Here is a 13,863-nt window from a genome sequence, read left to right as displayed (position 1 = left end):
GACCTCCCGTAAGTAAAGCCTGAAAGGGCGATCGCAGGTGTAAAAAAGCGGAGTGACGTATGGACACGTCACCCCGCTCATTCACTGAATTATTCTGCGCGCTTTTAGTGAACACACTAAAGCTGTAGCTTACAGAAAAAGGCTTTTTTGGTCCACCGCTAATGAGCCTAAAAGGCAGAGGAATGCGACAGAACATCGCTTAGCGGGATAAAACAGGGCTCAGGCACATGGCTGAACCCTGTTTTGAGTGCATCATCAGCGCAGGTCGAGTACATCCTGCATATCGTAAAGACCTGGCTCGCGACCGTCCAGCCACAACGCCGCACGCACCGCACCCTTGGCAAAGGTCATGCGGCTGGAGGCCTTGTGAGTGATCTCAAGACGCTCACCCTCTGCAGCGAACAGGACCGTGTGATCGCCCACCACATCACCACCACGAACCGTGGCGAAACCGATGGTTTCACGATCACGCACACCGGTATGGCCTTCACGGCCATAGACCGCCACTTTCTGCAGATCACGCCCCAGCGCATCGGCAATCACCTCGCCCATACGCAGGGCCGTGCCCGAAGGGGCATCGATCTTGTTCCGGTGATGGGCTTCGATGATTTCAATGTCCGCATCATCACCCAGCACCCGCGCCGCCATGTCCAGCAGCTTCAGCGACAGGTTGACGCCGACACTGAAGTTGGCCGCGAACACGATTGGAATATCCTTGCCCGCCTCGACCAGCACCTGCTTCTGCGCAGCATCAAGCCCAGTCGTGCCGATCACCATCGCCTTGCCCGCCTTGCGGCAGAAGGCCAGGTTTTTCAGCATCACTTCCGGCAAGGTGAAGTCGATCAAGACATCGAATTCATCGGCGACACCCTCGAGATTGCCCGATAGCGGCACGCCGATACGACCCAGGGAAGCCAGCTCGCCGGCATCGACCCCGATCAACGTGCTGCCAGGACGCACAATGGCAGCAGTAAGGCCGGTCAGCGGCGCACGTTGCTGCACCGCCTCGACCAGGATCTTGCCCATGCGCCCAGCGGCGCCCATCACAGCTATACGTCGCATGTGTCGCTCCTTACAGATCGCCGAAGAAGCGCTTCACGCCTTCAAACCAACCAGTGGTTTTCGGTGAATGGGTATTGTCATCGGCCAGGGAGCTGCGCAGCTCTTCCAGCAATTCACGCTGACGACGCCCCAGATTGACCGGAGTCTCCACCGCAACGCGGCACATCAAATCACCCGCACCGCCACCACGCACCGGCGCCACACCCTTGCCACGCACGCGGAACTGCTTGCCGGTCTGAGTCCCCTCGGGAATCTTCAACTTGACCCGACCATCGAGGGTCGGAATCTCCAGCTCGCCGCCCAGCGCCGCATCAACAAAGCTGATTGGCACTTCACAGAACAGGTGCTTGCCGTCGCGCTGGAAGATCGCGTGCTCACGCACATTGATCACCACGTACAGGTCGCCGGTAGGCCCACCCTGCGCACCCGCCTCACCTTCACCCGACAGACGGATACGGTCGCCGGTATCGACACCCGCCGGCACTTTGACCGACAGCGTCTTGTACTCTTCGACACGGCCTTCGCCGTGGCAGGAGTCGCACGGATCGGAAATGATCTTGCCCTGGCCATGGCAGCGCGGGCAGGTCTGCTGCACCGAGAAGAAGCCCTGCTGCATGCGCACTTGGCCAATACCGCCACAGGTCGGGCAAGTGATAGGCGAGGAGCCTTTCTTGGCACCCGAACCATCGCACGGCTTGCAATTGACCAGCGTCGGAACGCGGATATTCACGGTAGTACCGCGCACCGCCTCTTCCAGGTTCAACTCCAGGGTGTAGCGCAAATCGCTGCCGCGCTGAGCGCCGCCACGGGAACCGCCACGACCGCCCCCGAAGAAATCACTGAAGACATCACCGAAGATGTCGGAGAAGTTCTGACCACCGAAGCCAGCACCGCCGCCACCCATGCTCGGATCAACACCGGCATGACCGTATTGGTCATAGGCGGCGCGCTTGCTCGAATCAGAGAGTACTTCGTAGGCCTCGTTGGCCTCTTTGAACAGTTCTTCCGACGCTTTGTCGTCAGGATTACGGTCCGGGTGATGCTTCATCGCCAGGCGCCGGTAAGCCTTCTTCAGGTCGGCCTCGCTGGTGCCTCGCTCAACACCCAATACTTCGTAATAGTCACGCTTTGCCATAAGTCTTTGCACTCTTAAGGACGTCCGGCCAAGCTCTCCTGAGCCTCGCCAAACTCGTTGAGCCCCAATACAGGCCCGGACCCAACTCACGTCAATTCAACGATCCTGGTCTTTGAAAAAACCAGCCAGCAGTGGCCGGCCATTGCGGTAATCCCGCTCGGAAAGCAGGAGCATTTCCGGCCATACCGCCACCCCGCGTGACAGGTCACGCCGAGTAAAAAATTTCGCTTGCTCCAGACACGCCAACGCGGGAGCAAGCTCCCGCGCGGCGACATCCTACCAGCCACCGCACAAAGGCAGTCAACTGGCCGACCAACAAGCAGTCTTACTTGTGGTCTTTTACTTCTTCGAACTCAGCGTCGACTACATCGTCAGCTTTTTCAGCCGACTCGCCTGGCTGAGCCGCGCCTTCTGCAGGCTGGGCCTGTTCGGCGTACATCTTCTGAGCAACCGGCGCCGAGACTTTGGACAGCTCTTCAACCTTCGCGTCAATGGCTGCTTTGTCGTCGCCTTTGACGGCGGCTTCAAGGGCAACCACAGCCGCTTCGATTGCGGTTTTCTCTTCAGCGGTCACTTTGTCGCCAGCATCAGCGATCATTTTGCGAGTCGAGTGAACCAGGGCGTCACCTTGGTTACGCGCGCTGGCCAGCTCTTCGAACTTGCGGTCTTCGTCGGCGTTGGTTTCAGCATCGCGAATCATCTGCTGAATCTCTTCCTCGGACAGACCGGAGTTGGCCTTGATCACGATCGACTGAGTCTTGCCGGTGGCCTTGTCTTTGGCGCCTACGTGCAGAATGCCGTTGGCGTCGATGTCGAAGGTCACTTCAATTTGTGGCACGCCACGTGGTGCTGGTGGAATCTCGGCCAGATCGAACTTGCCCAGGGACTTGTTCTGGGCCGCTTGCTTACGCTCACCTTGCAGCACGTGAATGGTCACAGCGCCCTGGTTGTCGTCGGCAGTCGAGAACACTTGCGATTTCTTGGTAGGAATCGTGGTGTTTTTCTCGATCAGCGCGGTCATCACGCCACCCATGGTTTCGATACCCAGGGTCAGCGGGCTGACGTCGAGCAGCAGGACGTCTTTCACGTCACCGGCCAGTACCGCACCCTGGATAGCAGCACCCATGGCAACCGCTTCGTCCGGGTTGACGTCTTTACGTGCTTCTTTACCGAAGAACTCGGTCACCAGCTTCTGCACCAGCGGCATACGGGTCTGACCACCGACCAGGATCACGTCGTTGATCGCGCCAACTTCGATGCCCGAGTCTTTCAGAGCGATGCGGCAAGGCTCGATGGTGCGCTGAACCAGGTCTTCAACCAGAGCTTCCAACTTGGCGCGAGAAATCTTCACGTTCAAGTGCTTAGGACCGGTGGCATCTGCAGTGATGTACGGCAGGTTGACGTCGGTCTGCAGGCTCGAGGACAGCTCGATCTTGGCTTTTTCGGCAGCTTCTTTCAGGCGCTGCATGGCCAGCGGGTCACCCTTGAGGTTCATGCCGCTTTCTTTCTTGAATTCGTCGACGAGGTAGTCGATCAGACGAATGTCAAAGTCTTCACCACCCAGGAAGGTGTCACCGTTGGTGGCCAACACTTCAAACTGGTGCTCACCATCAACTTCGGCAATCTCGATCACCGAAACGTCGAAGGTACCGCCACCCAGGTCATAAACGATCACGGTGTGATCGCCCTTGGCCTTGTCCATACCGTAAGCCAGAGCGGCCGCGGTTGGTTCGTTGATGATGCGTTTTACGTCCAGGCCAGCAATACGACCGGCGTCTTTGGTGGCTTGACGCTGGCTGTCGTTGAAGTAGGCCGGAACGGTGATCACCGCTTCGGTCACTGGCTCGCCAAGGTAGTCTTCGGCAGTCTTCTTCATCTTTTTCAAGATTTCAGCCGAAATCTGTGGCGGCGACATTTTCTGGCCGTTCACTTCAACCCAGGCGTCAGCGTTGTCAGCCTTGACGATCTTGTAAGGGACCATCTGGATGTCTTTCTGTACCACTTCTTCTTCGAAGCGACGACCGATCAGACGCTTCACCGCGTACAGGGTGTTATGCGGATTGGTCACTGCCTGACGCTTGGCCGACTGACCAACCAGGATTTCGCCATCGTTGGCATACGCAACGATCGACGGCGTGGTACGCGCGCCTTCGGCGTTTTCGATAACTTTAACGTTGCCGTTTTCAAGAATAGAGACGCAGGAGTTGGTAGTCCCCAGGTCGATACCGATAATTTTGCCCATGTTAACTCTCCCGAAACTTTGGATTTTGTTGCCGCAGCGGTGGTGGCCAACTGCGGTAGCACTTAAACGCTTGACTTCTAAATGGGGGCCTTACGGCTGATTTCAAGCCTTCTCATCAATAGAAGGCGAAACCGGAGCCGGAGCCTTGCTGACCACGACCATGGCCGGGCGCAGCAGGCGGCCATTGAGCTGATAGCCCTTCTGGAACACCTTGAGCACGCTGTTGGGTTCCATATCGGCGCTTTCCTGCATGGCCATCGCCTGATGATGCTCGGCGTTGAACGGTTCGCCGTGCGGGTCGATGGCTTCCAGCTGATAGCGCTTGAGGGTGTCGTGGAACATCTTCAGGGTCAGCTCGATCCCTTCACGCATCGGACGAATGCTTTCGTCATCCGCGCTGGACAGCTCCAGGCCACGCTCGAGGCTGTCGATCACTGGCAACAGGTCGCCAGCAAAGCGTTCCAACGCGAATTTGTGCGCTTTTTCCACGTCCTGCTCGGCACGGCGGCGGACGTTCTGCAGATCGGCAGCAACACGCAAAGCCTGATCCTGAGCGCCGGCCAGCTGCTCTTCGAGCACTTTTACACGAGCCACCAGGTCTTCGCCCGAGGTCTCGGGAGCCTGATTGGCGTCTAGATTTTGCGTATCCAGCGTCTGTTCGTCAGCCATGAAATTCTCCTTTCAATAACGTCCGTGAGCTCAACTCACGCTTCTGTCCCGGTATATGGGGTCGCATTTCTCAGGTTCAAGGGCTCGACCCATGGCAAAACCTTTCAAGACTGGAAACACACCTGGGTTCGACATTCCTGGTTGCGCTAAAAAAGTTTTCCACCCAAGCAAATCGAGCTAAGGGAGGGCATTGTCAGCCAGAAACAAAACACTGTATAAATAACCAGACTTAAAGCCTGGGAGCGGCCGTCATGCTGGTGCACCTGTCCGTACACAACTACGCCATCGTTGAACATCTCGATCTGGAACTGGATCGCGGGATGAGCGTCATCACGGGCGAAACCGGCGCCGGCAAGTCGATCATGCTCGACGCCCTGGGCTTGACCCTGGGGGATCGCGCCGACAGTGGCGTGGTGCGTCCGGGCGCAGACAAGGCCGACATCCTCGCGACGTTCGACCTTGTGGATATCCCTGAAGCCCGTACCTGGCTGGCCGAACGCGACCTGGACAGCGAGAGCCCGTGCATTTTACGCCGGGTCATTACGGCCGAGGGGCGCTCGCGCGGCTATATCAATGGCTCGCCCTGCCCGCTGGGTGATCTCAAGGCCCTCGGCGAACTGTTGATCGATATCCACAGCCAGCACGAACATCAGTCGCTGCTGAAAACCGAGACCCATCGGCGCCTGCTCGACGAGTACGCCGGCGCTACCGACCTGTCGCGCCAGGTACAGCTTGCCGCGCAACGCTGGCGCCAGACGCGCCAGGAGCTTGAACGCCTGTCCAACTCCGGCGACGAGCAACGCGCCCGCCATCAACTGCTCAGCTATCAAATGGAAGAGCTGGAAAACCTGGGCCTGGGCGACAACGAACTGGAGCAACTGGAACAGGAACACAAAAACCTGACCAACGCCGAAACCCTGCTCGGCATTTGCCGACAGGTGGTCGAGCAATGCAGTGAAAGCGATTCCGGCAATGTCCTCAATGCCCTGACCGCCAGCCTCAATCGCCTGTCGAGCGTCGGCAACTCGCCGACCGCCCTGGGTGAGGCCACCAATCTGCTGGCCAGCGCTCAGATCCAGGTCGAGGAAGCCGTGGGCGAGCTGAATCGCTTTCTCGACCACTTCGATGCCGATCCAGCACGCCTGCAACAACTGGAGGAGCGCCTCGACGCTATCTATACCCTGGCCCGCAAGCACCGAATCCAGCCAACCGAACTGGCAGCCATGCAGCAACAGCTGCTGGATGAAATCGAAGCGCTGGACGCCAATGACGAGTCCATCGAGCGCCTTGGTGACGAGCTGAAGTCATATGCCCGGCATTACCAGGAGAAAGCCAAGGAACTGAGCCGCCTGCGCCAGCAAGCCGCCACCACCCTGGCCAGTGCGGTCGAGCAGGAGATACAGCGCCTGGGCATGCCCGGCGGGCGCTTCACCATCGAGTTGCACGCCAACACCAGCGATGAGTTGCTGCCCTATGGCCTGGAACAGGTGGAATTGCTGGTCAGCGCCAACCCTGGGCAACCGCTCAAGGCCCTGGCCAAGGTCGCGTCCGGGGGCGAACTGTCACGTATCAGCCTGGCGATCCAGGTGATCACCGCGCAAACCTCCCGAGTACCGACTTTGGTATTCGACGAAGTGGATGTGGGTATCGGAGGCCCGACCGCAGAGATTGTTGGCCAATTGTTGCGTCGACTGGGCGAACGAGGCCAGGTACTCACCGTCACTCACTTGCCGCAAGTGGCTGCCCAGGGCCATCAGCATCTATTCGTGCATAAGGTGCGCGGTAGCGACGCCACCCATACGGCGGTGTCCAATCTGGGTAAGACCGAGCGTGTCGAAGAGGTCGCTCGCATGCTGGGTGGCATCGACCTGACTAAAGAGTCGCTGGCCCATGCGAAAAAGATGGTGGTGACCGCAAAAATCTAAGCGCTCGTTACTCGAAAGCCAGAAAGCACGAAGGCGACCCTAGGGTCGCCTTCGTTCGTTTCGCGGACATGGCCCGCGCGACATGCTTACTTTTTCTTGTGGCGTACGTACAACACCAAGTTGTGATCCACCAACTCGAAGCCATGCTTCTCGACGATCGCCTTTTGCAGTTTTTCGATTTCTTCGTCGAAGAATTCGATCACTTCGCCAGACTCCACGTTGACCATATGGTCGTGGTGGCCGCCGTCGGCCAGTTCGAATACAGCGTGGCCGCCATCAAAATTGTGGCGAACCACAAGGCCTGCAGCTTCGAACTGAGTCAGTACACGGTAAACCGTGGCCAGACCGACATCCTCGCCAGCTTCCATCAGCGCCTTGTAAACATCTTCGGCGCTCATGTGTCGCTGCTCGGCGGAATCGAGCATTTGTAGAATTTTGACCCGTGGCAGAGTCACTTTAAGGCCGGCTTTACGTAGTTCGCTATTTTCAACCATGGTCAGCTTTCTCGCGGATGCTGCTTCGCAGCTTCTCTTAATGCGGGTATGATCGGGGTTTACGTTGTCCCAGCCAAGATAGTGGAAGTCGCCCACCGATGCAAAACACCAAGCTCTTGCTAACCAGTTTCACCTTCGTGGGACTGCTCGCACTCGCCGGTTGTTCATTCCCCGGGGTTTACAAAATCGACATCCAGCAGGGCAATGTCGTCACGCAGGACATGATAGACCAGTTACGCCCGGGAATGACCCGCCGGCAAGTACGGTTTATTATGGGCAACCCTCTGCTGACCGACACGTTCCATGCCGATCGCTGGGATTATTTGTATAGCCTGCAACCAGGGGGCGGTGAGCGCCAACAGGAACGCGTCAGCGTTATCTTCAATGACAATGACCAACTCGTCAGCCTTTCGGGCGACTTCATGCCTGGCGTAAGCCGCGACGAAGCCCTGCTGGGCAAGGACAGCGGCACCACCGTGACCGCGCCGGCCGAGAACACCGAGAAGCCAAAACCAGAGAAACCAGTCAAGCCTGGCTCTCTGCTGGATCAGATCCAGAAAGACGTGGATGGGGTAAAAGCCGTCCCGGTTCCGACACCGGAGCCACTGGATACTTCGCCACAATAAGTTGTGTCGAAATAAAAAAGCCCGGCATGTCCGGGCTTTTTATTGCGTGTTTTCTGGCCTGGAGCGCTAATCCTGCAGGCGGGCCTGTGCTGCCTTGGCCGCGCGCAGGCGCCTGACCTCCTTTGGATCCGCCAGCAACGGACGATAAATTTCAATCCGCTCACCCGCCTGCAGCACGTGACGATCAGGATCGGCAATCACTTTGCCAAAAATCCCCACGGGGCAAGACTGCACATCCAGCTCGGGAAACTGCGCAGCAATGCCGGAAGCCATCAGCCCCGCACGAAGGGTCGAGCCGGCTGGCAGCGACACCTTGAGTAACACTTGGCGGTCGACGGCGGCATACACCACCTCGATCTCGATGATTGACTCAAGCATGCAACTGTTTTGCACGCTGACAGAACGCATCAACCAGGGTATTCGCCGCCTGGTTGAACAAGGGGCCCAGGGTGGCCCGTACCAGCGGCCCGGCATAGTCGAACGACAGGTCCAGACTGATCTTGCAGGCCTTCTCGCCCAACGGTTTGAAAACCCAGACCCCGTGCAACTGATTGAACGGCCCCTCCTCCAGGTTCATCTCGATCGACTGCCCCGGGACCAGGATATTGCGCGTTACAAAATGCTGGCTGAGCCCGCCCTTGGCCACCGCCAGGCTGGCGCGCATATGCTCATCACTGCTTTCCAGCACTTCGGCAGATGAGCACCAGGGCAGGAATTCCGGATAACGCGCCACGTCATTGACCAGCTCATAGAGAAACTGCGCCGGATAAGGCAAAAGGGCCGAGCGTTGAATATGGGTCGTCATGTCAGCGTCATTTCCACAGCTGGGCGGCAAACACTACAAGAATGCCGATGGGCGCTACATAGCGCATCAAAAACAAGGTCAAGGCGAACAACACAGGGCTGCGCATCGACAGTTCATCACGAACCGCATCGCGCCCCATCACCCAGCCAGCAAACACCACGAAACACAAACCACCCAGAGGCAGCATGATCCGCGAGGTGAAGAAGTCGATCACTCCAAAGAGGTCCAGGCCGCTGGCCGCCCCCCACTGGTAGAGATGAAAAACCCCGCCTTCGTTCACGAAAAATTTGGCCTGCTGCCAGATGTTAAAGGAGAAAACCGTCCCCAATCCCACGAACCAACAGCTAAAGGCCAGCCAGAATGTTACCCAGGCGCGGCGGATTTTAGTCCTCTCAACCAGATAAGCCACCATGGGTTCAAGCAAGGAAATCGCCGAACTCCAGGCAGCAATGGCCACCAGGACAAAAAACACTACGCCCATCAACTGGCCGAACGCCACATTACCGAAGGCAAATGGCAGGCTGACGAACATCAGCCCCGGCCCCTCGCTGGGGTTGAGCCCGGCGGCAAACACAATCGGAAACAGCGCCAGCCCAGCCACCAGCGACACAAAAGTATCGAGCAGCGCGACGCCCACTACAGTACCGGACAGCGATGCATTCTTCGGCATGTAGGCGCCATAGATCATGATCGAACCGACACCCACGCTCAGGGAAAAGAACGCGTGCCCCATGGCCGGCAGCAATCCGTCGAGTACCTTTTCCGGGTTGAAGTCGAACATGAAGTGCACACCCTGCATGAAATGCCCGGTGGTCATGCTGTAGCCCAGCAGCACCAGGAGCATCACGAACAGCAGCGGCATCATGATTCGCAGGCTGCGCTCCAGCCCCGCGACCACACCCTTGGCGATCACCAGGGCCGACAGCAGCATAAACAAGCTGTGCCACAGCGTCAGACGCCAGGGGTCGGCCGTGACCGAGGCGAAGTAGGCACCGACTTGGTCAGCCGTCACGCCCTGGAAATCGCCGCGCCCCATATCAATGATGTAGTCCAGCGACCAACCACCGACCACGCTATAAAAAGAAAGAATCAGCAGCGCCGTGATCATCCCGGCAAAGGCACCCCAGGACCATTTGGCGGAGTGCCCGGCTTCGGTCGCCAGCACTTTAAGGGCATTGGCCGGGCTTTGTCGGGCGCGCCGGCCGATCAGGGTTTCTGCCAGCATCACCGGGATGCCGATCAGGGCAATGCACAGCAGAAACATCAGGACAAAGGCACCGCCACCGTAGACGCCGACCATGTAGGGAAACTTCCAGATACTGCCCAAGCCCACGGCAGAACCCGTCGCGGCGAGTATGAAGACCCAACGGCTAGCCCAGCCGCCGTGGACAGAAACCTTGTCTGACGACATCGTTAACGCGCCCAACCGATAAAAAAAGAGGGCGCATTGTCCGGGATTCACTCATAGGGCTCAAGCACGCAGCTTCACCGTAGCCGACAGCCTTGCAACTCCCTATAATGCCGCCCCTATGGCTAATCAGAAGAAACACCCAACAGGGACCATCGCGCAAAACAAAAAGGCGCGACACGATTACTTCATCGAACATCGGTTCGAGGCTGGTCTGGTCCTGGCCGGCTGGGAAGTAAAAAGTCTGCGGGCGGGCAAAGCGCAACTGGTCGACAGTTACGTGCTGCTCAAAGATGGCGAGGCCTGGCTGCTGGGTAGCCATATCACGCCACTGACCACCGCCAGCACCCACGTCATTGCCGACCCGGTACGCACGCGCAAGCTGCTGCTCAACCAGCGCGAGCTGGCCAAGCTGTTTGCCGCGGTGCAGCAGAAGGGTTACGCGTGTGTCTGCCTGTCGCTGTACTGGAGCAAGCATTTGATCAAATGCGAAATCGCTCTGGGCAAGGGCAAGAAGGAATACGACAAGCGTGACACCGAGCGCGAACGCGACTCCAATCGTGAGCTGCATCGCGCCGTGCGCAACAAGGGCAAGGAAGAGTAAGACCTCGACCTGCCCCCCTTGCCACCGGCATGCCGGCTCCTGATCCAGGAGCTGGCTGCCGGCGTTTACCCCGCCTACATCCCCTTGCGCCGCTCGGCGCGTGCCATGCGCTGCACTTCCTGACGCACTTCCTCCAGCACTTCCTGCACATACAGAATGTGGCGACTGGAGACTTCCCGCGCCTGTTCCGCGCGCCCTTCGATAATCGCCAGATACAAATCACGGTGCTGACTGATAAGCATGTCGCGGGTTTCCGTACGCTGCTTGTACATGCCGCCGATGTTGGTCACGACGTTGCGCTTGAGCAGGTCGAACAGCCCGCGAATGGTGTGCAGCAACACCGCGTTATGGCTGGCTTCGGCAATGGCCAGGTGAAACCTGGCATCGGCGGCGCCCTCTTCGATCCGGCTGATATCGCCTGGGCGGCTGTAACAGTCCTGCAGTTCCTCAAACGCTGCCGTCAGCCGCTCGCGGTCCACCTCGGTGGCGCGCAAGGCCGCGTAATAAGCGCAAGAGGCTTCCAGGGTGTGGCGAAACTCCAGCAGGTCGCGCTGGGCTTCAGGGTTGCTTTCCAGCAGGTGTAGTAGCGGATCGCTAAAGGTCGAGCCGAGGGAATCGACCACATAGTTACCGCCCCCCTGGCGACTGATCAGCAAACCCTTGGCTGTCAGTTTCTGGATCGCCTCGCGCAATGAAGGACGTGACACGCCAAATTGTTCGGCCAAGGCCCGCTCGGCCGGCAAGCGTTCACCTGACGTCAAAGTGCCCTCAAGGATCATGCCCTCGAGCCGCTCGACAATATCGTCAGACAAACGGCGCTGACGTATCTGATCAAACCCCATAACCCACTCTCCACCATCCCGACCATGTGCCGGGCTCTCTATTCTGGCCTATTGAGGCCGGGCCGACACCTACCAGACGCTGCTCGATTGAACCGATCAGATGCTCGCCACATAGCGCATTCGACAAAAGTTTTAGGGCGGCAAATTGACACATCCCACACAAGGCTTTTACCCTAGCCAACAGTGATTGTAAATTGGTCTTACCAATTTACCGCATCACATTGAAGTGCCTGACCAACAACAATTAGGGGCCACCCCATATGCAAACCTGGCAACAGCTCTACAGTCCGCTTGGCAGCCTCGGCCTGTCCGCCCTCGCCGCCGTTATCCCGATCGTGTTCTTCTTTCTGGCTTTGGCCGTGTTCCGCCTCAAAGGACACGTCGCCGGGAGCATTACCCTGGCCTTGTCGATTCTGGTGGCGATCTTTGCCTTCCAGATGCCTGTCGACATGGCCCTCGCTGCCGCTGGCTATGGATTTGCCTACGGTCTGTGGCCTATCGCCTGGATCATTGTCGCCGCTGTCTTCCTCTACAAACTGACCGTAAAAAGCGGCCAGTTCGAAGTCATCCGCAGCTCGGTGCTGTCAATCACCGACGACCAGCGCCTGCAAGTGTTGCTGATCGGTTTCTGCTTCGGTGCCTTCCTCGAAGGTGCAGCCGGCTTCGGCGCGCCGGTGGCGATCACCGCCGCGCTGTTGGTAGGCCTGGGCTTCAACCCGCTGTACGCCGCCGGCCTATGCCTGATTGCCAACACCGCGCCCGTGGCCTTCGGTGCCTTGGGAATTCCGATCATCGTCGCTGGCCAGGTCACGGGTATCGACGCGTTCAAGATCGGCGCCATGACCGGTCGCCAGCTGCCGCTGCTGTCGCTGTTCGTGCCGTTCTGGCTGGTGTTCATGATGGACGGCATGCGCGGGGTCAAAGAAACCTGGCCTGCCGCGCTGGTCGCCGGCCTGAGCTTTGCCATCACCCAGTACTTCACTTCGAACTTCATCGGCCCGGAACTGCCGGACATCACCTCGGCCCTGGCCAGCCTGATTTCCCTGACCCTGTTCCTCAAGGTCTGGCAGCCAAAACGCAGCGCGGGCGCACAAATCGCCGGCGCGACCTCAGGCACCGCAATCACTGCCAGCGCCGGCGGCTTCGGCCTGCCGCGCAGCACCGTGGCCTCGCCTTACAGCCTGGGTGAAATCTTCAAGGCCTGGTCGCCGTTCCTGATCCTGACCGTGCTGGTGACCATCTGGACCCTCAAGCCCTTCAAGGCCATGTTCGCCGCGGGCGGCTCGATGTACAGCTGGGTGTTCAACTTCGCGATTCCGCACCTGGATCAGATGGTGATCAAGGTCGCACCGATCGTCACCAACCCGACCGCGATTCCGGCGGTGTTCAAGCTCGACCCGATTTCCGCGACCGGCACTGCGATTTTCTTCTCGGCGCTGATCTCGATGCTGGTGCTGAAGATCGATTTCAAAACTGGTCTTACCACTTTGAAAGAGACCTTCTACGAGCTGCGCTGGCCGATTCTGTCGATCGGCATGGTGCTGGCCTTCGCCTTTGTCACCAACTATTCCGGCATGTCCTCGACCATGGCCCTGGTCCTGGCCGGCACCGGCGCGGCCTTCCCGTTCTTCTCGCCGTTCCTCGGCTGGCTCGGTGTGTTCCTGACTGGCTCGGACACCTCGTCCAACGCCCTGTTCAGCTCGCTGCAAGCCACCACCGCGCACCAGATCGGGGTCAATGACACCCTGCTGGTGGCGGCTAACACCAGTGGCGGCGTCACCGGCAAGATGATCTCCCCGCAATCGATCGCCGTGGCCTGCGCCGCGACCGGCCTGGTGGGCAAGGAATCCGACCTGTTCCGCTTTACCCTCAAGCACAGTCTGTTTTTTGCCACTATTGTCGGTCTCATCACCCTGGCCCAGGCTTACTGGTTTACCGGCATGCTGGTGCACTAAGCGCGACACGTAGACGCAAGAACCTGCGCCGGGCCAGCCCCCGGCGCAAGCAATTCACAACCGGGTCTGCAAGGCTGCTGAAAGTTTGCCTCTCTA

The 13,863-nt window shown here is 58.8% G+C and carries 13 protein-coding genes; 4 read left to right on the top strand and 9 right to left on the bottom strand.

What is annotated here, in order from left to right:
- Nucleotides 1-255: 255 nt before the first annotated feature.
- The 4 genes from dapB to grpE form a co-directional block, all read right to left on the bottom strand.
- Complete coding sequence (dapB, locus tag MF4836_RS07195) at nt 256-1,062, bottom strand: 4-hydroxy-tetrahydrodipicolinate reductase (RefSeq protein WP_078469778.1); 807 nt, start codon at nt 1,060-1,062, stop codon at nt 256-258.
- Nucleotides 1,063-1,072: 10 nt separating this feature from the next.
- Nucleotides 1,073-2,197 (bottom strand): molecular chaperone DnaJ, encoded by a 1,125-nt coding sequence (gene dnaJ, locus MF4836_RS07190; RefSeq protein WP_020299925.1) that lies wholly within the window; start codon nt 2,195-2,197, stop codon nt 1,073-1,075.
- Nucleotides 2,198-2,522: 325 nt separating this feature from the next.
- Complete coding sequence (dnaK, locus tag MF4836_RS07185; protein WP_078469777.1) at nt 2,523-4,439, bottom strand: molecular chaperone DnaK; 1,917 nt, start codon at nt 4,437-4,439, stop codon at nt 2,523-2,525.
- A 102-nt stretch (nt 4,440-4,541) separates the two neighbouring features.
- Nucleotides 4,542-5,108: a nucleotide exchange factor GrpE gene (gene grpE / locus MF4836_RS07180; protein ID WP_020299927.1), complete on the bottom strand. Its 567-nt coding sequence runs from the start codon at nt 5,106-5,108 to the stop codon at nt 4,542-4,544.
- 251 nt (nt 5,109-5,359) lie between these two features.
- On the opposite strand from grpE, the gene recN reads away from it, so the two are divergent.
- Nucleotides 5,360-7,033: a DNA repair protein RecN gene (gene recN, locus MF4836_RS07175; RefSeq protein ID WP_078469776.1), complete on the top strand. Its 1,674-nt coding sequence runs from the start codon at nt 5,360-5,362 to the stop codon at nt 7,031-7,033.
- Nucleotides 7,034-7,119: 86 nt separating this feature from the next.
- Here the strand turns inward: recN and fur are convergent, their stop codons facing one another.
- On the bottom strand, nt 7,120-7,527 hold the full coding sequence (fur, locus tag MF4836_RS07170; RefSeq protein WP_020299929.1) for a ferric iron uptake transcriptional regulator: 408 nt from the start codon (nt 7,525-7,527) through the stop codon (nt 7,120-7,122).
- Nucleotides 7,528-7,625: 98 nt separating this feature from the next.
- Here fur and MF4836_RS07165 point away from each other — a divergent pair, with 98 nt between their 5' ends.
- Nucleotides 7,626-8,153 (top strand): outer membrane protein assembly factor BamE, encoded by a 528-nt coding sequence (locus MF4836_RS07165; RefSeq protein ID WP_078469775.1) that lies wholly within the window; start codon nt 7,626-7,628, stop codon nt 8,151-8,153.
- A gap of 66 nt (nt 8,154-8,219) precedes the next feature.
- On the opposite strand, the gene MF4836_RS07160 is transcribed toward MF4836_RS07165, so the two are convergent.
- Genes MF4836_RS07160 through MF4836_RS07150 form a run of 3 tightly spaced genes read right to left on the bottom strand, consistent with a single transcriptional unit; the run spans nt 8,220 to nt 10,369 of the window.
- Complete coding sequence (locus MF4836_RS07160) at nt 8,220-8,531, bottom strand: RnfH family protein (RefSeq protein WP_078469774.1); 312 nt, start codon at nt 8,529-8,531, stop codon at nt 8,220-8,222.
- Nucleotides 8,524-8,958, bottom strand: coding sequence for a type II toxin-antitoxin system RatA family toxin (locus tag MF4836_RS07155; RefSeq protein WP_020299932.1), 435 nt, complete (start codon nt 8,956-8,958; stop codon nt 8,524-8,526). Before MF4836_RS07155 ends, MF4836_RS07160 begins: the two co-directional genes overlap by 8 nt.
- 7 nt (nt 8,959-8,965) lie before the next feature.
- Nucleotides 8,966-10,369, bottom strand: coding sequence for a sodium-dependent transporter (locus MF4836_RS07150; RefSeq protein ID WP_078469773.1), 1,404 nt, complete (start codon nt 10,367-10,369; stop codon nt 8,966-8,968).
- Nucleotides 10,370-10,487: 118 nt separating this feature from the next.
- On the opposite strand from MF4836_RS07150, the gene smpB reads away from it, so the two are divergent.
- Nucleotides 10,488-10,970 carry an SsrA-binding protein SmpB gene (gene smpB / locus MF4836_RS07145; protein WP_020299934.1) on the top strand — a complete coding sequence of 161 codons (483 nt, stop codon included), beginning with the start codon at nt 10,488-10,490 and terminating at the stop codon, nt 10,968-10,970.
- A gap of 74 nt (nt 10,971-11,044) precedes the next feature.
- Here smpB and MF4836_RS07140 read toward each other — a convergent pair whose 3' ends face one another.
- On the bottom strand, nt 11,045-11,812 hold the full coding sequence (locus MF4836_RS07140; RefSeq protein ID WP_078469772.1) for an FCD domain-containing protein: 768 nt from the start codon (nt 11,810-11,812) through the stop codon (nt 11,045-11,047).
- A gap of 260 nt (nt 11,813-12,072) precedes the next feature.
- Here MF4836_RS07140 and MF4836_RS07135 point away from each other — a divergent pair, with 260 nt between their 5' ends.
- A complete protein-coding gene (locus MF4836_RS07135; protein ID WP_078469771.1) occupies nt 12,073-13,767 on the top strand; it encodes a lactate permease LctP family transporter in 1,695 nt (564 codons plus the stop codon).
- Nucleotides 13,768-13,863 lie beyond the last annotated feature (96 nt).

It is taken from the genome of Pseudomonas sp. MF4836, from assembly GCF_002018875.1.
Classification (GTDB): Bacteria; Pseudomonadota; Gammaproteobacteria; order Pseudomonadales; family Pseudomonadaceae; genus Aquipseudomonas.
This window is presented reverse-complemented; position numbering and strand designations above follow the sequence as displayed.

What these genes read in the sequence shown, in the direction of transcription:
- dapB (WP_078469778.1), bottom strand. Translation starts at nt 1,062, where the DNA reads ATGCGACGTATAGCTGTGATGGGCGCCGCTGGGCGCATGGGCAAGATC.
- dnaJ (WP_020299925.1), bottom strand. Translation starts at nt 2,197, where the DNA reads ATGGCAAAGCGTGACTATTACGAAGTATTGGGTGTTGAGCGAGGCACC.
- dnaK (WP_078469777.1), bottom strand. Translation starts at nt 4,439, where the DNA reads ATGGGCAAAATTATCGGTATCGACCTGGGGACTACCAACTCCTGCGTC.
- grpE (WP_020299927.1), bottom strand. Translation starts at nt 5,108, where the DNA reads ATGGCTGACGAACAGACGCTGGATACGCAAAATCTAGACGCCAATCAG.
- recN (WP_078469776.1), top strand. Translation starts at nt 5,360, where the DNA reads ATGCTGGTGCACCTGTCCGTACACAACTACGCCATCGTTGAACATCTC.
- fur (WP_020299929.1), bottom strand. Translation starts at nt 7,527, where the DNA reads ATGGTTGAAAATAGCGAACTACGTAAAGCCGGCCTTAAAGTGACTCTG.
- MF4836_RS07165 (WP_078469775.1), top strand. Translation starts at nt 7,626, where the DNA reads ATGCAAAACACCAAGCTCTTGCTAACCAGTTTCACCTTCGTGGGACTG.
- MF4836_RS07160 (WP_078469774.1), bottom strand. Translation starts at nt 8,531, where the DNA reads ATGCTTGAGTCAATCATCGAGATCGAGGTGGTGTATGCCGCCGTCGAC.
- MF4836_RS07155 (WP_020299932.1), bottom strand. Translation starts at nt 8,958, where the DNA reads ATGACGACCCATATTCAACGCTCGGCCCTTTTGCCTTATCCGGCGCAG.
- MF4836_RS07150 (WP_078469773.1), bottom strand. Translation starts at nt 10,369, where the DNA reads ATGTCGTCAGACAAGGTTTCTGTCCACGGCGGCTGGGCTAGCCGTTGG.
- smpB (WP_020299934.1), top strand. Translation starts at nt 10,488, where the DNA reads ATGGCTAATCAGAAGAAACACCCAACAGGGACCATCGCGCAAAACAAA.
- MF4836_RS07140 (WP_078469772.1), bottom strand. Translation starts at nt 11,812, where the DNA reads ATGGGGTTTGATCAGATACGTCAGCGCCGTTTGTCTGACGATATTGTC.
- MF4836_RS07135 (WP_078469771.1), top strand. Translation starts at nt 12,073, where the DNA reads ATGCAAACCTGGCAACAGCTCTACAGTCCGCTTGGCAGCCTCGGCCTG.